At 68.6% G+C, this 16,361-nt stretch carries 17 protein-coding genes, 1 tRNA gene and 1 pseudogene; 8 read left to right on the top strand and 11 right to left on the bottom strand.

All coding sequences use genetic code 11. The annotated features are described in order from the left end of the window. Positions 1–59 precede the first annotated feature (59 nt). On the bottom strand, positions 60–1,364 hold the full coding sequence (locus FPZ61_RS11120; protein ID WP_185466655.1) for a CCA tRNA nucleotidyltransferase: 1,305 nt from the start codon (positions 1,362–1,364) through the stop codon (positions 60–62). On the opposite strand from FPZ61_RS11120, the gene FPZ61_RS11115 reads away from it, so the two are divergent. From FPZ61_RS11115 to FPZ61_RS11105, 3 genes are read left to right on the top strand one after another with little or no spacing between them, the layout of a single operon-like run. After that, positions 1,363–1,614 (top strand): Ycf34 family protein, encoded by a 252-nt coding sequence (locus FPZ61_RS11115; protein ID WP_185466713.1) that lies wholly within the window; start codon positions 1,363–1,365, stop codon positions 1,612–1,614. The genes FPZ61_RS11120 and FPZ61_RS11115 overlap by 2 nt on opposite strands. Then, positions 1,611–2,270 (top strand): tRNA (adenosine(37)-N6)-threonylcarbamoyltransferase complex dimerization subunit type 1 TsaB, encoded by a 660-nt coding sequence (gene tsaB, locus FPZ61_RS11110; RefSeq protein ID WP_185466654.1) that lies wholly within the window; start codon positions 1,611–1,613, stop codon positions 2,268–2,270. The genes FPZ61_RS11115 and tsaB overlap by 4 nt, the downstream gene beginning before the upstream one ends. Continuing rightward, the gene (locus FPZ61_RS11105; protein WP_185466653.1) at positions 2,270–2,854 is read left to right on the top strand and encodes a YdcF family protein; all 585 of its coding nucleotides are present in this window, start codon (positions 2,270–2,272) and stop codon (positions 2,852–2,854) included. The genes tsaB and FPZ61_RS11105 overlap by 1 nt, the downstream gene beginning before the upstream one ends. Here FPZ61_RS11105 and FPZ61_RS11100 read toward each other — a convergent pair. Genes FPZ61_RS11100 through rpaB form a run of 5 tightly spaced genes read right to left on the bottom strand, consistent with a single transcriptional unit; the run spans position 2,769 to position 7,654 of the window. Next, a complete protein-coding gene (locus FPZ61_RS11100) occupies positions 2,769–3,488 on the bottom strand; it encodes a 1-acyl-sn-glycerol-3-phosphate acyltransferase (RefSeq protein WP_185466712.1) in 720 nt (239 codons plus the stop codon). The two genes, FPZ61_RS11105 and FPZ61_RS11100, sit on opposite strands and share 86 nt — an antisense overlap. Before the next feature lie 56 nt (positions 3,489–3,544). Next, a complete protein-coding gene (gene fabD / locus FPZ61_RS11095) occupies positions 3,545–4,444 on the bottom strand; it encodes an ACP S-malonyltransferase (RefSeq protein WP_185466652.1) in 900 nt (299 codons plus the stop codon). Between the two features lie 43 nt (positions 4,445–4,487). After that, complete coding sequence (locus tag FPZ61_RS11090; protein WP_185466711.1) at positions 4,488–5,504, bottom strand: beta-ketoacyl-ACP synthase III; 1,017 nt, start codon at positions 5,502–5,504, stop codon at positions 4,488–4,490. A gap of 52 nt (positions 5,505–5,556) precedes the next feature. Continuing rightward, positions 5,557–6,927 (bottom strand): phosphate acyltransferase PlsX, encoded by a 1,371-nt coding sequence (gene plsX, locus FPZ61_RS11085; protein ID WP_185466651.1) that lies wholly within the window; start codon positions 6,925–6,927, stop codon positions 5,557–5,559. Further along, a complete protein-coding gene (gene rpaB, locus FPZ61_RS11080; RefSeq protein ID WP_185466650.1) occupies positions 6,908–7,654 on the bottom strand; it encodes a response regulator transcription factor RpaB in 747 nt (248 codons plus the stop codon). The genes plsX and rpaB overlap by 20 nt, the downstream gene beginning before the upstream one ends. Before the next feature lie 92 nt (positions 7,655–7,746). Here rpaB and radA point away from each other — a divergent pair, with 92 nt between their 5' ends. After that, positions 7,747–9,171 (top strand): DNA repair protein RadA, encoded by a 1,425-nt coding sequence (gene radA / locus FPZ61_RS11075; protein ID WP_185466649.1) that lies wholly within the window; start codon positions 7,747–7,749, stop codon positions 9,169–9,171. A 32-nt stretch (positions 9,172–9,203) separates the two neighbouring features. Here the strand turns inward: radA and FPZ61_RS11070 are convergent, their stop codons facing one another. Next, entirely contained in the window at positions 9,204–9,725 is a 522-nt protein-coding gene (locus tag FPZ61_RS11070) for a photosystem I assembly protein Ycf3 (protein WP_185466648.1), read from the bottom strand. A gap of 98 nt (positions 9,726–9,823) precedes the next feature. Between FPZ61_RS11070 and FPZ61_RS11065 the strand changes: the two genes are divergently transcribed. From FPZ61_RS11065 to FPZ61_RS11055, 3 genes are read left to right on the top strand one after another with little or no spacing between them, the layout of a single operon-like run. Beyond that, complete coding sequence (locus FPZ61_RS11065; RefSeq protein WP_259739035.1) at positions 9,824–12,214, top strand: cation-translocating P-type ATPase; 2,391 nt, start codon at positions 9,824–9,826, stop codon at positions 12,212–12,214. Further along, positions 12,201–12,872 (top strand): dTMP kinase, encoded by a 672-nt coding sequence (gene tmk, locus FPZ61_RS11060; protein ID WP_185466647.1) that lies wholly within the window; start codon positions 12,201–12,203, stop codon positions 12,870–12,872. The genes FPZ61_RS11065 and tmk overlap by 14 nt, the downstream gene beginning before the upstream one ends. After that, the gene (locus FPZ61_RS11055) at positions 12,865–13,824 is read left to right on the top strand and encodes a DNA polymerase III subunit delta' (RefSeq protein ID WP_185466646.1); all 960 of its coding nucleotides are present in this window, start codon (positions 12,865–12,867) and stop codon (positions 13,822–13,824) included. Before tmk ends, FPZ61_RS11055 begins: the two co-directional genes overlap by 8 nt. A gap of 27 nt (positions 13,825–13,851) precedes the next feature. Here the strand turns inward: FPZ61_RS11055 and FPZ61_RS11050 are convergent, their stop codons facing one another. The 4 genes from FPZ61_RS11050 to FPZ61_RS11035 all read right to left on the bottom strand — a co-directional run bounded on the left by FPZ61_RS11050 (position 13,852) and on the right by FPZ61_RS11035 (position 16,059). Further along, a complete protein-coding gene (locus FPZ61_RS11050; protein ID WP_185466645.1) occupies positions 13,852–14,643 on the bottom strand; it encodes a response regulator transcription factor in 792 nt (263 codons plus the stop codon). Between the two features lie 327 nt (positions 14,644–14,970). After that, positions 14,971–15,042 (bottom strand) — tRNA-Asn (locus FPZ61_RS11045). A gap of 16 nt (positions 15,043–15,058) precedes the next feature. After that, positions 15,059–15,796: an ABC transporter ATP-binding protein gene (locus FPZ61_RS11040; RefSeq protein ID WP_185466644.1), complete on the bottom strand. Its 738-nt coding sequence runs from the start codon at positions 15,794–15,796 to the stop codon at positions 15,059–15,061. After that, complete coding sequence (locus tag FPZ61_RS11035; RefSeq protein WP_185466643.1) at positions 15,796–16,059, bottom strand: hypothetical protein; 264 nt, start codon at positions 16,057–16,059, stop codon at positions 15,796–15,798. Before FPZ61_RS11035 ends, FPZ61_RS11040 begins: the two co-directional genes overlap by 1 nt. 176 nt (positions 16,060–16,235) lie before the next feature. Here FPZ61_RS11035 and FPZ61_RS11030 point away from each other — a divergent pair. Then, a pseudogene (locus tag FPZ61_RS11030) lies at positions 16,236–16,361 on the top strand (photosystem II D2 protein (photosystem q(a) protein)); the annotation flags it as partial.

The following is a 16,361-nucleotide window of genomic DNA, read 5'->3' as shown; positions in this document are numbered from 1 at the left end:
AGCCGATGCTTTCGGGCGGGGTCAGGCTGTGGATGGATGCCTTTTCATCTTTAAGTAAATCACGCCATGGTCCTCGTCAGCCAGAGACGTGCCTGACGGAGGGCTTCATCCCGGCCCCGCAGGCGGCCGCAGGCAGCCTCCAGGGTCAGGTGGGCCAGCAGTTCTCCCAGCTGCGGAGACGGACTCAGGCCAAGGCTGACCTGGAGCGTGTGGCCATCGATCGGGGCGCGGGGATGGAACAACGGATCCTGGGGATTGCGCCATCGCGCTAACCATTCAGCCGCCAGGTTGCCGGGAAAAAACAGCAGCAGGGCTGGTAGATCTGTCTCCAGTTGCTGGTGCAGCGTCAACCGCTGGGCTTCACTCAGATTCTCCAGTCCTACGGGGATGTCCCCAGTGCTGCCGAGCAGGCGCAGCAGCCACTGGCGCAGGCGCCCGCAGCGTTGCTGCAACTGGCGGCTGCTGCGCAGCCGCTCCAGAGCTGGCGCATCGAGCAGCCAGGCCAGCCGCGCCAGGGGCAGGGCCCGTGCGGCTTCCGTCGGGCTCAGACCCAGCTCTCGGGCCTGGGGATGGTCAAGGTTCCGGGCCCCGGCACCCGGATTCACCCCTGGTCCCCAGAGCGGCCCAGGGACGATCGGCCGCCACGGATCGAGCAGGCCAAGGGCCAGGGCCTCCTCCAGACCCGCTCCCCCGCCGGGGGCGTCGGCCAGTCGTTCCAGTTCCTGCAGGACACGCTCCGGAGCCACCTGGCTGATGCGGTCGTGGTGACAGGCGATCCAGGCTTGGGTACGTGGTTCCAGCCGAAAGCCGAGCTCGGCGGCCAGGCGCACCCCCCGCAGCATCCGCAGTGGATCGTCGAGCAGATTCGCTTCCCGCACCGCCACCAGCTCCCCCTGTATCAGATCCTCCAGGCCGCCGGTGGGATCGAGCAGCTCAGCCCCTGGCTCGAGCGGCAGGGCCAGGGCATTCAGCCTGAAATCCCGTCGCCACAGATCGCACTCCAGGCTCTCCCCCACCCGGCGGGCCAGGTCAAGGCTCCAGCCGCGGAGCACCAGCCTGGCGATGGAGCGCTCTGCATCCAGGACCACGACAGTGCCACCGTGGCGGCGGCCCAGGACCCGGCAGAGGGCGATCGCGTCCTCGGGCACCACCAGATCCAGGTCCGGCTTTGGACCGAGCCGCCCCAGCAGACCATCGCGCACGGCCCCCCCCACCAGAGCGGTGCCGCTGGGGAAGGCTTTCGGCGGCAAGGGCCAGTCTTCAACAGCCAGGGCCCGGTGCAGCACCCCACTGGCTGCGGCTTTCCGTCCCAGCCTGGAGCAGGCCCACTCCAGAATGGGGGAAGTCGAGGGCTCCGGCGGCATGTGCATCTGCGTCGACTGCCACTGGGTGGAGCGCTGTCAGGCCTATCACGCGGTGGAGCGGCAGCACGGTGTGGAGCACCTCAGCATGGAGCCGGATCTGACCCCCAAGGCCCCCCGCATTCATGTCCAGGTGATCAGCCTCGCGGGTGATCAGGTGGGGGTGGAGTGGGACGTGCGGGCCTGCGCAAGCTTCCAGTCCGACCCCGGCCGCTGGAGTCGCCTGCGCCCGGGGGAGGTGGTGCCGGCATGAGCGTTGCCGCGCCCCTGCTCCTGGCGCTGCACAGTTCCAGCGATGTCCTTGGGCTGGGGCTGGCCTCCCTGGCGACTCCCGATCCCCTCTCGCCCCAGCAGCCCCCCCGCATCACCAGCCATCCCCTGGGCCGCAGGCTCTCCAACGACCTGCTCGGCTGCGTTGAGCAACTGCTGCCGGCCCGCCGCTGGCGGGAGCTGGGGCGCCTGGCCGTGGCCACCGGCCCTGGGGGATTCACCGGCACCCGCCTGACCGTGGTCTTCGCCCGCACCCTGGCGCAGCAGCTGGCGCTGCCCCTGGATGGATTCAGCAGCTTTCTGCTGATGGCCCACCGTCTGAGTCAGCGCGGTGAGGTGGGGGAGGAACCCTTCTGGCTGTTGCAGGAGCTTCCCCGTCGCGGCATCGTGGCGGGTCGCTATGGCATGGACGCGTGGGCACTGGGGGGGATGGCCGAGAGGGAGGCCCCACGCCTGTACGGGCAGCTGGGCGATCTGCCGCCCGGCGGCGATCGGTTGGAAGTCCTGGTGGATCCAGAGGCCGACGTGGCCCAGCTGCTCCGCCTGAGTGGCCTGGCGGCGGCGGCGGGAGCGGCGGCTCCCTGGGCCTCCGTCCTGCCCATCTATCCCACCGGTCCGGTGGCGGCGGGGCCACGCTGATGCGACGGCTGTTGCTGCTCGCACTTCTGGGCGGCGGGCTGCTGCTGGTGGCCCGGGGCCTGCTGGCACCCAGTCTTGTCCGGCCCCAGTTGATCCTTGTCCTGGGGGGCGACATCGACAGGGAGAAGCTGGCCGGTCGGCTCGCCCATCGCGACGGGCTCCCTCTGCTGGTGAGCGGCGGCAGCAATCCGGAATACGCCCAGTGGCTGTTCAGCCAGGAGGGTCTCGACCGCCGCCAGTTCCGTCTGGATTACCGCGCCCGCGACACCCTCGGCAACTTCACCACGGTGGTCGATGACCTCAGGCGCCGCGGCATTCGCCATGTGCTGCTGGTCACCAGCAGCGATCACATGGACCGGGCCCTGCTGGTGGGCCGGATCGTGGCCGGCAGTCGCGGCATCCGGCTCACGCCGGTGCCGGTCTCCTGCGGGGATCGCTGCCTTCCGGAAGGGCGCCGCAAGGTCTGGGGCGATGGCCTGAGGGCCGCCGCCTGGGTGGTCACCGGTCGTGATCTGCGCGCGTGGGCGGCAGAGCAGATGGGGCCTTCCCCGGGGACAGCAGGCCCTGATCGAGGAGCCCGTTGATCTGCTCCTGGCAGGCGGCCGTGGTGGCCTGCAGGTCGATGCGGCGACGGGAGGCGGGCGGCGGGATGATCCGGCCGATGCGGATGTGGATCGGCACCAGCCGCGGCTTGCCCTGGCGCGTGCCCAGCGCCCGGTGGCTGTTGATGATGGCCACGGGCAGGAGGGGAACTCCCGCCCGCGCCGCCAGCAGCGCCGCCCCGGGCTGTGGCTGGTTGACGCGCCCGTCCGCCTGCCGGGTGCCGTCGATGAACACTCCGGTGGCCCAGCCCTCGAGCAGGCGATCGGTGGCGATGCGGATGGCCTCCCGGTCGCTGGCACCACGGGAGACGGGATAGGCGCCGCAGGCCCGGATGATGGGCCCCAGCAGGGGCACACGGAACAGTTCCGCCTTGGCCATGAAGGCCACCGGACGGCCCAGGGCATGCCCCAGCAGGGGCGGATCGAGATGGGAGCCGTGGTTGGCGACCACCACCAGGGCCCCCTCCATGGGCACATGGCCATTGCCGGTGGTGCGTCCCCGGAACAGCAGCCTGAACACCGGAAACACCAGCAGGTAGCTGATCAGCCGGTAGGTGAGGCTCGGCCTTGGGGTGAGCAGGGCCGGGGGCTCGGTGGAGCGCCTGCGACGGCGCAGACCACGGCGACGGGGGGGGATCGGTCCGCTGGCGGGGAGATCCTTGTCGGTATCACTCACAGGCCCAGGTCGGCAGCATCGCTGATCTGGGCGGTGCTCACCCCCGGCAGGCTGCGCTTGATCAGGCCGCTGAGCACGTTGCCCGGACCAATCTCCACCACGGTGTCGATCCCCTGGGCCGTCAGCTGGTCCATGGTTTCGCGCCAGCGCACGCCGCTGACCATCTGGCGGCGCAGCCGCTCCTTGAGTTCGCTCCCGCGGCTGGTGGGGGTCGGATCGGTGTTGCTCAGCACCGGGATGCTGGCGTCGGCGAACGGTACGTCTTCCAGCAGGGCGGCAAAGGCGGCAGCGGCGTCGGCCATGAACGGGGAGTGGAAGGCCCCCGAAACCGCCAGGGGGATGGCCCGCTTGCAGCGGAGCTGACCGGCCACGGCGGCCACCGCCTCCGGCGTCCCCGAGATCACCACCTGGGCCGAGCTGTTGTCGTTGGCGATCACCACACCCGCGTTGGCTTCCACCAGGGCGTCGAGTTCGCCGCGCTCGAAGCCGATCAGCGCGGTCATCGTCCCGCCACCCGCCGCGGCCATCAGTTCGCTGCGCCGGTGCATCAGTTCAAGACCCGTGCTGAAGTCGAAGACATCGGAGGCGTAGAGGGCCACCAGTTCTCCGAGGCTGTGGCCCGCCACCAGATCGGCCTGGCGGCCCTGGGCCTTGAGGCCGTCGACCAGCAGACTCTCGAGCACGAACAGGGCAGGCTGGGTGTTGCGGGTGTCGCCCAGATCAGCAGGCTCCGCCCGGGCCTCGGCCCCTTCGCCGGCACAGATCGCCAGCAGATCGCGCCCCAGCAGCGCGGAGGCTGCGGCGAATCGCTCGCGGGCACCTGGGAGCTCGAGCACACCTGTGGCCATACCGGCTTTCTGCGAGCCCTGACCGGGAAACACCCAGGCAATTCCCATGGCGACATGCACTCCAACCGGCTGGAGATTACGGCGGTGCCGTTCAGCCGGGATTCAAGGGCGTCTGGCCGCCGTCGGGGCCACCCCAGCGCAGCAGGGCGGCCCCCCAGCTGAGGCCTGCTCCGAAGCCGCTGCTGGCGATCAGATCCCCCGGGAGCACCCGTCCATCGCGCACGGCCTCATCGAGCATCAGGGGAATGGTGGCGGCGGAGGTGTTGCCGTAGTGGGCCAGGTTGCTCAGCACCCGTTCATGCGGGATGGCGAAGCGGTCAGCCACCCCATCGAGGATGCGCTGGTTGGCCTGGTGCAGCAGCAGCCAGTCGAGTTGATCAGCCGCCGTGCCGGTGCTCTCCAGCAGCTCCTGCAGCACCGCCGGCACCTCCCGCACGGCGAACTTGTAGACCTCCTGGCCATTCATGTGAATCGTCTCGAAACCGCCCTTCTGGGCCGAGTGGCCCTCCAGCAGGGGCATGTGCTCGTCCCGTTGGCGCAGGGAGAGGCAGTCGGCCCGGCGACCATCGGAATGCATCTTGAAGCCCAGCAGGCCATTGCACGACTCCTCGCAGGCTTCCACAGCCACGGCGGCGGCACCGTCACCGAAGAGCACGCAGGTGCTGCGGTCGTCCCAGTCGATCCAGCGGCTGAGCTGGTCGGCGCCGATCACCAGGGCCCGCCTCACCGTTCCTCCCCGGATGTACTGACCGGCGGTGATCAGCGCGAAGAGAAAACCGCTGCAGGCGGCGGTGAGATCAAAGGCCGCCGCCGCGCTGGCACCGATGGCCCCCTGCACTCTCGGGGCGGTGCCGAACAGATCATCCGGGCTTGAGGTGGCCAGCAGAATCAGGTCGAGGTCTTCGGGGCCCCAGCCGGCATGCTCGAGGGCGGCCTGGGCGGCGGCGGTGGCCAGGCTGGTGAGGGTTTCTCCGGGACCGGCCACCCGGCGGGCCTCGATGCCGGTCCGGCTGCGGATCCAGGCGTCGTTGGTGTCGACCCGACGACTCAGCTGTTCATTGCTGACACTGAACTTGGGAAGGGCGCTGCCGCTACCCACCAGGGCCATCCCTGCGCCCATCCGGCCGAGCGACACCGTGTCAGTCCTCAGTTGGGCTCAGTCAACCACAGGCCGTGACGGTCTCCTCCTGCGCGCTGAGCCGGTGCAGGTCGTCCATCACGCCGTGGCTGGCGGCCAGGTGGGCCAGGCGCAGGGCGCTGACCACCGAGAGCGCCTTGCTGCTGCCGTGGCCGATCACGCAGACGCCGTTCACTCCCAGCAGCAGGGCGCCGCCGTGCTCGGCGTGGTCGAGCCGTTTCTTGATCCGGACCAGGTTGCTGCGCAGGAAGGCCGAGCCGACCTTGCCACGACGACCTCGGGGCAACTCCGCCCGCAACACGTCGAGCAGCACGCTGCCCACCGATTCAAGGAACTTGAGCAGCACGTTGCCGGTGTAGCCATCGCAGACGACCACGTCGAAGGTGCCTGAGAGCACGTCGCGGCCTTCGCAGTTGCCCTTGAAGCGGATCCTGGGTTCAGCCGCCAGCAGTGGGAAGGCCCTGAGGGTGAGTTCATTGCCTTTGCATTCCTCCTCACCGATGTTCAGCAGGCCGACGCTCGGTTCGGACACGCCGAGCACATCGCGGCTGTAGATGCTCCCCAGGAGGGCGAACTGGTGCAGGTAACCCGGCTTGCAATCCATGTTGGCCCCCACGTCCAGCACCAGCACCTGCTGGGACGGATCCTTGGTGGGGAAGAGGGCTCCGATCGCTGGCCTGTCGATGCCCTTGAGGCGCCCCAGGCGAAAGATGGCGGAGGCCATCACCGCCCCGGAGTTGCCGGCTGAATAGATGGCGGTGGCTTCACCCCGCTTCACCAGGTCCATGGCCAGGTTGATGCTGGCATCGCGCTTGCGCCGCACCACCGTGGCCTCGTCGTCCATGCCCACGGAGGGGCCACTGGGCACGAGCTCGATCAGGCCCTGCTGGACGGCCTCCTGCAGCACGTCGCTCAGGCCCAGCTCAGCCAGCACCGACTCCACGGCCGCGGTTTCAGCCACGAAGCGGATGCGCACCGGCAGGATCTGCACCGCCTTGAGGCATCCTTCGAGGATCGGTCCCGGGGCGTGGTCGCCTCCCATTCCGTCAACGGCCACCCAGAGCCGATCTCCCCGCTTGATGGCGGCCAGCTCCTCCCCGCCGCTCTGCTGCAGCCTGCGCAGCGGATCGATCACCAGAGGGTTGAGGACCGACCCGGCCGTGGAGGCCATGCTGCCGGCCACTGATCCGGCGGCGGAGGCCATGCTGCCGGCCACGGACCCGGCCACCGAACCCGCTGCAGAGGCCGCCGAACTGGCCGAGGAGGAGGCCGTGCCCACGATTGTGGTGACCGCCGCGTTGCGGCGGTACCAGATCACCAGCCGCCGGATGGCCCGGCTGGGCCTGGCACGCCTGCCGGGGCGAATCTCGAACTCAGGTTCCTTCGGAGGCAACGGCTTCCACGATGCGCTGGAACAGATATCCCGTGCCGCGGGCCGTGAGGATCAGCTCGGGATTGGCAGGATCATCCTCCAATTTGGAGCGCAACCGGGAGATGTGGACATCCACCACACGGGTGTCCACATGGCGCTCGGGGGTATAGCCCCAGACCTCCTTGAGAATCTCCCCACGGCTGAAGGGCTCACCCGAACGGCTCACCAGCAGCTCCAGCAGGCTGAATTCCATGCCTGTGAGGCGAATGCGCTCCTCACCCCTGTACACCTGGCGCTTGTTGGTGTCGATGCGCAGCTCCCCCACCTGGATGACCCCGGAGTTCGGGATCCCCACGACCTGATCCTTCTCCACCCTCCGAAGCACGCAGCGGATGCGGGCCTCGAGTTCCTTCGGGCTGAAGGGCTTGACGACGTAGTCGTCGGCCCCCAGTTCAAGGCCTGTGATGCGGTCAGCCACATCACCCAGGGCCGTGAGCATCACGATCGGCACGTCCGATTCCTTGCGCAGCTCCTGGCAGACCCCATACCCATCGAGCTTGGGCATCATCACGTCGAGCACCACCAGATCTGGACTGGACTGATGGAACGCCTCGAGGGCCTCGACCCCATCGGCAGCCGTGACCACCTGGTAGCCGATCATCGACAGGCGAGTGTCGAGGATGCGCCTGATGCTGGCTTCGTCGTCGACGACCAGGATGGTCTCCTTCGCTGAGCTGGAAACCGTCATCGCGTCGCCGGCACGGTTGCAAAATCTCCGCCTACTGAAAAGGGGCGAGCACCCGCCAGTTCACCCAAAGCCACCATTCTTCACAAACCTCCTTGGGACGTTCCACCCCTTTCTACGCCTGTCAGAGCTGTGGAGCCCAGTCCCGTCAGTTTTTCGGCCGCTGTCCGGGTTGTGGCAGCTGGAACAGCCTGGTGGAGCAGAGCAACCCCGCGGCTGACGGTCGCCGTCGTCGCGCCGTACCCGTTCCCGCCGTCGGGGATCACTCCGGTCCACGGGCCCGGCGGTCCGAGCCGATCCAGTCCGTTGGCGAGCGCCCGTTGCAGCGGCTCTCCAGCGGCTTCCCTGAGCTGGATCGCGTTCTGGGCGGCGGACTCGTGCCCGGATCGCTCGTGCTTGTGGGGGGAGATCCGGGCATCGGAAAGTCGACACTGCTCCTGCAGAGCGCGCGGGCCCTCGCCGCCGACTGCTCGGTGCTCTACGTGAGTGCGGAGGAATCGGCCCAGCAGGTGAAGCTGCGCTGGCGCCGCCTGCAGCAGCCGGCGGAGGGAGGACCAGGCGAAGAAGGCCTGCAGCTTCTGGCTGAGACCGATCTGGAGCTGGTGTTGCAGGAGCTGGAAGCCCTCCGCCCGGCCGTGGCGATCATCGACAGCATCCAGGCCCTTCACGACGCCGAGCTGAACAGCGCCCCGGGCTCGGTCTCCCAGGTCCGGGAGTGCGCGGCGGCGCTGCAGCGGCTGGCCAAGCGCCAGGACATGGCCCTGCTGCTGGTGGGCCACGTCACCAAGGAGGGAATGCTGGCAGGGCCGAAGGTGCTCGAACACCTGGTGGATGCGGTGCTCACCTTCGAGGGCGATCGTTTCGCCAGCCACCGCCTGCTGCGGGCGGTCAAGAATCGCTTCGGCGCCACCCACGAGCTGGGGGTGTTCGAGATGCGTGATCGGGGCCTGGCGGAGGTGACCAATCCCAGTGAGCTTTTCCTGGGGGGGGAAGGTCCCTGCGCCGGAACCGCCACGATCGTGGCCTGCGAGGGCACCCGCCCTCTTCTGGTCGACCTGCAGGCCCTGGTCAGCACCACCAGCTATGCCAGCCCCCGGCGAACCGCCACCGGGATCGGCATCAACCGCCTCCACCAGATCCTGGCCGTGCTGGAGAAGCACATGGGCCTTCCCCTCTCCCGCTTCGACTGCTACCTGGCCGTGGCCGGTGGGCTGGAGGTGGAGGAGCCCGCCGCCGATCTGGGGGTGGCCGCCGCCGTGGTGGCCAGCTACCGCGACCTGATCCTGCCGGCCGGAACGGTGCTGGTGGGGGAACTGGGGCTGGGGGGGCAGATTCGCTCGGTGGCCCAGCTGGAGTTGCGGTTGCAGGAGGCCGCCCGGCTTGGATTCCGCCGGGCCGTTGTGCCCCGCAGCAGCGGCCTGGCTCCGGTGGCCGCGGCCCTGGGCCTCGAGCTGCTGGAGGCCGGTGGTGTGGCCGAGGCCCTGGTGGCGGCCCTGGGGGTGGATCCCTCCGCCGACTGAGACTCAGGGCCTGATCGGTTCGGGTCCCGCGCTCAGAAGTACACGTCGACAGAACCACGGCCGCTGGTCTTCAGCCAGTTCTGGGCTTCGATGTAATTGTTGGGGGCCATCCGGATCGCCTTGGTCCAGTAGTCGGCCGCCTGATCGAAGCGTCGGTCGGATTCGTCGGTATCGCCCCGCTCCTCAGCCAGGCAACCCAGATGGTGGTGGATCACGGCCATGTTGTTGAGGGCCTGGGGCATCTTGCTGTTGAGCTCCAGCACCTGCTCGTAGGTTTCGATCGCGCGCTGGTGATCACCATTGCTGGTGTACACGAGGGCCATGTTGTAGAGGATGAACGCGCGATCCAGGGGGTCGTCCTCGAGTTTGAGGGCCTCGTCATAGTTCTCGAGCGCCTCGGCGTATTCCCCATCACCCTGGGCGCTCATGCCATCGCGGTAGTAGGCGAAGGCCTCCTTCGCCCGGCGGTTGGTGGGCAGCACCTTCAGGATCAGGTCGGCCATCACCGTGAAACTCTTGTCGATGAAGTTGTCGTTGCGTTGGCTGCGGGGCACGGCGCGGCTGGCGTGATCAGTGCTCCCATCCTGACGGGTCTCCGACAGGCCAGGGACCCGGCGCCACACTCCCTACCCTTGGGGACGGAGCATCCGCCGTGACACTGACGCCTCCCCCTGCAGCGCCCAGCTCATCCGTCGAGCCCCTGCTCCTGGATGTGGAGGGCATGAAGTGCGGCGGCTGCGTGCGCGCGGTGGAGCGGCGACTGCTGGAGCAACCAGGCGTCGATCAGGCGAGCGTCAATCTGGTGACCCGCACGGCCTGGATCGGTCTGGATCCCGCCCGGGTCGGGGCGACGGAGGATCCGGCACCGGCACTGATCGCCAGCCTGCAGGCCCTGGGCTTTGAGGCCCAACGGCGCGATCAGGTGGTCGGCGACCCCAGCCAGGCCGAGCGGGACCGGCAGCGCCGCTGGCGTCAGGAATGGCGCCAGCTGATCGTGGCTCTCTGCCTGATGCTGGTGTCGGTGCTCGGCCACCTGGCCGAAGGGGGCCACCTGCCGGCCGCCCTGATGGCCCTGCCCGGTTTCCACCGGCTGGGGGATCTCGGCTTTCACGCCCTCGTGGCCAGCCTCGCCCTGCTGGGGCCGGGGCGCTCCATCCTGATCCGGGGTGTCCGCGACGCCTGGCTGCGGTCTCCCAGCATGGACACGCTGGTGGGGCTGGGCATGGGCAGCGCCTACCTGGCCAGCCTGGTGGCCTACCTGAGACCCGCTTCAGGCTGGCCCTGCTTCTTCAACGAGCCCGTGATGCTGCTGGGCTTCGTGCTGCTGGGGCGCTTCCTCGAGGAGCGTGCCCGCAACCGCACGGGCCAGGCGCTCGAGCAGCTGGTGCGCCTGCAACCCGACACCGCCCTGCTGCTGCTGGGCGAAGGACCCCCGCGGACTGTGCCCGTTGCTGGCCTGCGTCCCGGCGATCGTGTGCGCCTCCTCCCCGGCGATCGTGTTCCGGTCGATGGCGAGGTAGTGGAGGGACACTCGGCGGTGGATGTGTCCAGTCTCACGGGCGAACCCCTTCCCCTGGAGGCCGGCCCCGGCAGTGAGCTGATGGCCGGGATGCTCAACCTGCAGGCTCCCCTGGCCCTGGAGGTGCGGCGCACGGGCCCTGAATCCACCCTGGCCCGGATCATCGCCCTTGTGGAACAGGCCCAGGCCCGCAAGGCTCCGATCCAGAGCCTCGCCGATCGGGTGGCCGGCCGCTTCACCGTGGCGGTGCTGCTGCTGGCCCTGGCCACATTTCTGTTCTGGTGGCAATGGGGCACCAGGCTCTGGCCCCATGTGCTGATGGGCGTGGCCCAGCAAGCACCCCATGGTGGCCACGGAGTGCTTGGAACGTCGGCCACCAGTCCCTTCTCCCTGGCCCTGCAGCTGGCTATCGCTGTGCTGGTTGTGGCCTGCCCCTGTGCCCTCGGGCTGGCCACGCCCACGGCGATCACGGTGGGATCGGGCCAGGCGGCCCGCTCCGGCCTGTTGTTCCGAGGTGGCGACGCAATCGAGATGGCGGCACGCCTGCACAGCGTGCTCTTCGACAAGACCGGAACCCTCACCCTCGGGCGCCCCCTGGTGGTGGCTGTGCTCCCGGCAGGAGCCGGCGACCCTTCCGGGGCGGCCGGGGATGCCCTGATCCAGCTCGCGGCCAGCCTCGAGCAGCACACGCGTCACCCCCTGGCTCATGCCCTGCTGCAGGAGGCCCAGTGCCGCGGGCTGGCCCTGAAAACAGTGAGTCACAGCCGCACGGAAGTCGGATCCGGTGTGGAAGGCCGGGTCGGCGGCCAGGAGGGACTGGCGCGGGTCGGCCGCCCTGGCTGGTTGAGCCAGCAGGGTCTCGCCCTGGACTCTGATCTTGAGCAACACCTGAGCCAGCTGGAATCCGCAGGCACCACGGTGCTGGCGGTGGCCTCCCCTGGCGCCATCCTCGGGCTGGTGGCGGTGCAGGACCAGCCCCGCAACGATGCCTCCCAGGCCCTGGCGGAGCTTGCTGGCATGGGCTTGCAACTTGGGGTGCTCAGCGGTGATCGCCGCGAGCCCGTCTTGCAGCTGGGCGATCGCCTTGGACTCTCCAGCTCCGGCCTGGCCTGGGAACTGGACCCCCAGCAGAAGCTGGAGCACATCCTGCGCTGGCGTCAGCAGGGGCCTGTGGCGATGGTGGGTGACGGCATCAACGACGCCCCGGCCCTGGCGGCCGCTGATCTGGGGATCGCCGTGGGCACCGGCACCCAGATCGCCCAGGACACTGCCGGTCTGGTGATCCTCGGCGACCGGCTGGAGTCGCTGGTGGAGGCCCTGCGCCTGGCTCGCCGCACCCTGGCCAAGGTCAGGCAGAACCTGTTCTGGGCCTTCGGTTACAACCTGATCGTGCTGCCGGTCGCCGCGGGGGCGCTGCTGCCGGGCTTCGGTGTGCTGCTCTCGCCCCCGCTGGCCGCCCTGCTGATGGCCCTCAGTTCGATCACCGTTGTCGTCAACGCGTTGCTGCTCCATGGCCGTCCCTGAGCGACGAGGCCGCTTTCTGGTGCTGGAGGGCATCGATGGCTCGGGGAAATCGAGTCAGCTGGAACGACTGCGTGCCTGGCTTCCCAGCAGCGGCCTGATGCCGGCGGGCGCCCAGCTGGTGACCACCCGGGAGCCCGGTGGCACCCCCCTCGGTCAGGGCCTCAGGGAGCTGCTGCTGCACCCCCCTGAGGAGGCGGCTCCGGTGGCCACCGCCGAGCTTCTGCTCTACGCCGCCGATCGCGCTCAGCACGTGCAGAGCCTGATCCAGCCGGCCCTGGCGGCCGGACACTGGGTGCTCAGTGATCGCTTTGCCGGCTCAACGGCCGCCTACCAGGGCCATGGCCGGGGTCTGTCCCTGGCGCTGATCGACCAGCTCGAGGCCATCGCCACCGGCGGCCTCACTCCTGATCTCACCCTCTGGCTCGATCTGCCGTTGGCCCTCTCCGCCGAGCGCCGCGGCCACCGCGGTGCCGATCGGATCGAGGCAGCCGGTATGCCGTTTCTGGAGCGGGTCTCGGCCGGTTTTGCCCGTCTGGCCACCGAGCGGGGCTGGACGCGCCTGGAGGCCTCAGCAACTCCAGGTGAGCTGGAGGCGGCCATCCACGCGGTACTGCTGGAGCGCTTCCTTCTCGTGGGGCCCGGCCATCGCGATGGCTGATCTCTTCGCCGACCTGATCGGTCAGCCCACGGCGGTGGCGCTGATGCGTGCCTCGCTGGAGCGCCAGCGGCTGGCGGCCGCCTATCTGCTCACCGGGCCGGAAGGGGTGGGCAGGCGCCTGGGGGGCCTGCGCTTCCTGGAGGGCGTGCTCGCGGGGCCTGCGGGTTCGACCGCCCTGCGCCGACGCCTGATCCAGGGCAACCACCCTGACCTGCTCTGGCTGGAGCCCACTTACTCCCACCAGGGACAGCTCGTGCCGGTGAGCCAAGCGGCAGCGAAGGGGGTGAGCAGACGCGGCCTGCCGCAGATCCGGCTGGAGCAGATCCGCACCGTCGGCCCCTTCCTGGCCAGACGCGCCGTGGCTGGCCCCCGCCCGGTGGTGGTGATCGAGGCGGTGGAGCTGATGGCGGAAGGGGCGGCCAACGGTCTGCTCAAGACCCTGGAGGAGCCAGGATCAGGTCTGTTGCTGTTGCTCAGCGCCGCACCGGAGCGGCTGCTCAGCACGATCCGCTCCCGCTGCCAGCAGATCCCCTTCCGTCCCCTCGACCCCAGCGCCATGGCGCTGGTGCTGGCAGCGCAGGCTGAGCAGTCTGAAGGTGCCGCCGCTGACGACCCTCCGGAGCTGATCGAGCTGGCGGCCGGGTCTCCGGGGGCACTGCTCGAGCACCGCCGCCAGTGGTGGGCCCTGCCCAGCGGCCTGGCTTCACGCCTGGCTGCTCTGGAGGCCGACCCTCTGGAGGCCATGGGGCTGGCCCGTGACCTGAGCGAAGCGCTCGATCTGGATCAGCAGTTGTGGCTGCTGAACTGGTGGCAGCTGCGCCTCTGGCGCCAGAACCCCCAGCTGGCAGCTCAGCAACGGCTGGAGCGGCTGCGGGGCCAGCTGCGTGGATTCGTGCAGCCGCGCCTGGCCTGGGAAGTGGCCCTGCTGGAGCTGAGCGGTGTGATCAGCTGAGCCGGCACCCCGCAAGTCCAGCTGAGCTCAGGCACTCTCCAGGGCGTGGGAGGCTGCGGCCAGTTGCTCCTCCCGCAGGCTGTGGATCAGGGCTTCCTGCTGGGTCAGCTTGACGCCGGTCGGCAGTTCCAGGCAATAGCCGGCTCCATAGACGGTCTTGATGAAACGGGGTTTGCGAGGATCTGGTTCGAGCTTGGTGCGCAGGTGACGCACATGCACCCGGATGGTCTCGATGTCGTCGTCGGGTTCGTAGCCCCAGACCTCCTTGAGGATCAATGAAGGCGCCACGGTCTGGCCATGGCGCTGCAGCAGGCAGTGGAGCAATTCGAATTCCAGGTGGGTGAGGCGCACCGGTTCGTCGAACCAGATCGCCTCGAACCGCTCGGGCACCAGTGTGAGTGGCCCATAGCTGAGGATTTCGCTGTGCTTGGTGGAGAGCGGTGCCCGGTCGCTGCGGCGCAGCAAGGCCTTGACACGCACCATCAGCTCCTCGAGATCGAAAGGCTTGGTGAGGTAGTCGTCGGCGCCGGAGTTGAAGCCGCTCACCTTGTCCTTGGTGCCGCCAAGGGCCGTGATCATCAGGATGGGGATACCGGCGGTGCGCTCATCGCGCCGCAGCCGCTGGCAGAGGGTGAGGCCATCCACCTTCGGCAGCATCAGGTCGAGCAGGATCAGGTCGGGATTGGCCTGCAGGGCCATGGCCTGCCCCTTGATTCCGTCATCAGCCGTCTCCACGGTGAAGCCACCGTGCTCGAGGTGGCCGGCCACCAGCTCGCGCATGTCCCCGTCGTCCTCGATCAGCAAGATGCAGGGCTTCATGGCAGAGGCTGGAGGACACGTGACGGCAAGGCGCAGATGGCCGATACCACAAGAATGTGAGCCTTATTTTCTCCTGATCTCTGGCATTGATGCGAACTGCCTGATCGCTCCCTCGGCTGGCCTGACAACCAGAGAGCAGGCGTGGCCTGGGTTCATCCGCAAGCAGGCGGAGAAGCATCTGAATTGAATCTTCAGATTTTCTTTCGGCTTCGCTCTTGTCGTCGGCGTCCCGTTGTGACGAGTGCCATCAGGCTTGCCCCGGGCTGGGCTCGCCGGAGCAGGTGCCAGAACATTCGACCTCTTCAGGCCGTGATGAATCGTGAAAAACTCCCCGGGCAGGATTCGAACCTGCGACCAATCGGTTAACAGCCGACCGCTCTCCCGCTGAGCTACCGAGGAATGGGATCACGAGACCCTACCCGCCGGCCCTGCCGGCAGGCAAGGGGGGAAGCCGGTTCTCGATGGTCCGCCGCAGGGCTGGCCCCTGCTGCCAGGGGCCGATCAGCCCCCGCTCCATTTCGGCGGCCGCGTCGCAGTGGTCGAGCTCTTCGAGGCGATGGGTGATCCACAACGCGGTGAGAGGCCGATCAGGGCGATGGCAGAGCCGATCGATCAGCTGCAGCACCTCCCCCTGGCTTTCGGGGTCGAGCAAGGCAGTGGGCTCATCGAGCAGGAGAAGGCTCGCGTCACCGGCGAGGGCGCCGGCGATCGCCAGCCGCTGTTTCTGTCCGCCGCTGAGGGTATGAATCGGTCGCCCCTCAAATCCCCCAAGCCCCACCTGGGCCAGGGCCGCGGCCAGGCGACCCTGGCGCTGTTCCGGGGCCAGGTCCTGCGCCAGACCGAGCTGCAGATCCGTTCCGCAGCTGGGCAGCAGCAACTGGTGGTCGGGGTTCTGGAAGACCAGGGCAGGCTTGAGGGTCAACCTGACGCGGCCACTGCTGGGCTCAAGCAGGCCCGCGAGCAGGCGCAGCAGAGTGCTCTTGCCACTGCCGTTGCCGCCCACCAGCATCCAGAGGCCGGATCCTGGCAGGCGCAGGTCACAGTGATTCAGGGCCTGGCTGCCGTTGGCCCAGGTCAGACAGAGACCTTCCGCCACCAGGGCGGGGGACGACCCCGGCGGCGAGGCTCCGCCGGAGGGGCTGCCCAAGGCCATCAACCGTCGACGCTGAATCCGGGCCGCTTGCTGCCGCCGCCGACCGCCGACTTCTCATAGAGCTGAACGGCCAGGAGTTCCCCGCTGAGCAGGCTGACGCGCTTCTCCTCGGCTTTCTCACAGTGGAGCTCGAGCACCCGGGGTTGGCCGCTTTCCATGGCTGCCCTGATCTCGCTGTGGAGCGACTGGGCGTCACTGAGCTCCTTTCGCTGCACCGAGATGGGCATGGGACTGAGCTTGAGGGCGAGCTCGACGACGTACACGTTCTGCGTTTGAAGGCCAGGGCCCACTCTGGCGAACGGTCTGCCGCACCGCCGCCGGCCACCGACAGGGCTGGCTGAGTGCTTTTACTCATTTCGGGGTGTGCTCGTGGGAGAGGGCTCCCGGGGGCTGCCGGTTTTTGTAGGATGTTGGTTGTAAAGGTTCATGAAGTACCTGCATGACGATCGCTTTAGGGCGCGCGCCTGCCGCACGGGGATGGTTCGACGTCCTCGATGACTGGCTGAAGCGTGATCGCTTTGTTTTTGTCGGGTGGTCCGGTCTGCTGCTGTTCCCCACCGCCTAT

Origin of the sequence: Synechococcus sp. BSA11S (genome assembly GCF_014224355.1) — a bacterium.
Lineage (GTDB): Bacteria > Cyanobacteriota > Cyanobacteriia > PCC-6307 > Cyanobiaceae > Regnicoccus_A.
This window is presented reverse-complemented; position numbering and strand designations above follow the sequence as displayed.

Coding starts and splice junctions, on each gene's coding strand:
- FPZ61_RS11115 (WP_185466713.1), top strand. CDS start 1,363: ATGTGCATCTGCGTCGACTGCCACTGGGTGGAGCGCTGTCAGGCCTAT.
- FPZ61_RS11120 (WP_185466655.1), bottom strand. CDS start 1,364: ATGCCGCCGGAGCCCTCGACTTCCCCCATTCTGGAGTGGGCCTGCTCC.
- tsaB (WP_185466654.1), top strand. CDS start 1,611: ATGAGCGTTGCCGCGCCCCTGCTCCTGGCGCTGCACAGTTCCAGCGAT.
- FPZ61_RS11105 (WP_185466653.1), top strand. CDS start 2,270: ATGCGACGGCTGTTGCTGCTCGCACTTCTGGGCGGCGGGCTGCTGCTG.
- fabD (WP_185466652.1), bottom strand. CDS start 4,444: ATGGGAATTGCCTGGGTGTTTCCCGGTCAGGGCTCGCAGAAAGCCGGT.
- FPZ61_RS11090 (WP_185466711.1), bottom strand. CDS start 5,504: ATGGCCCTGGTGGGTAGCGGCAGCGCCCTTCCCAAGTTCAGTGTCAGC.
- rpaB (WP_185466650.1), bottom strand. CDS start 7,654: ATGACGGTTTCCAGCTCAGCGAAGGAGACCATCCTGGTCGTCGACGAC.
- tmk (WP_185466647.1), top strand. CDS start 12,201: ATGGCCGTCCCTGAGCGACGAGGCCGCTTTCTGGTGCTGGAGGGCATC.
- FPZ61_RS11055 (WP_185466646.1), top strand. CDS start 12,865: ATGGCTGATCTCTTCGCCGACCTGATCGGTCAGCCCACGGCGGTGGCG.
- FPZ61_RS11050 (WP_185466645.1), bottom strand. CDS start 14,643: ATGAAGCCCTGCATCTTGCTGATCGAGGACGACGGGGACATGCGCGAG.
- FPZ61_RS11040 (WP_185466644.1), bottom strand. CDS start 15,796: ATGGCCTTGGGCAGCCCCTCCGGCGGAGCCTCGCCGCCGGGGTCGTCC.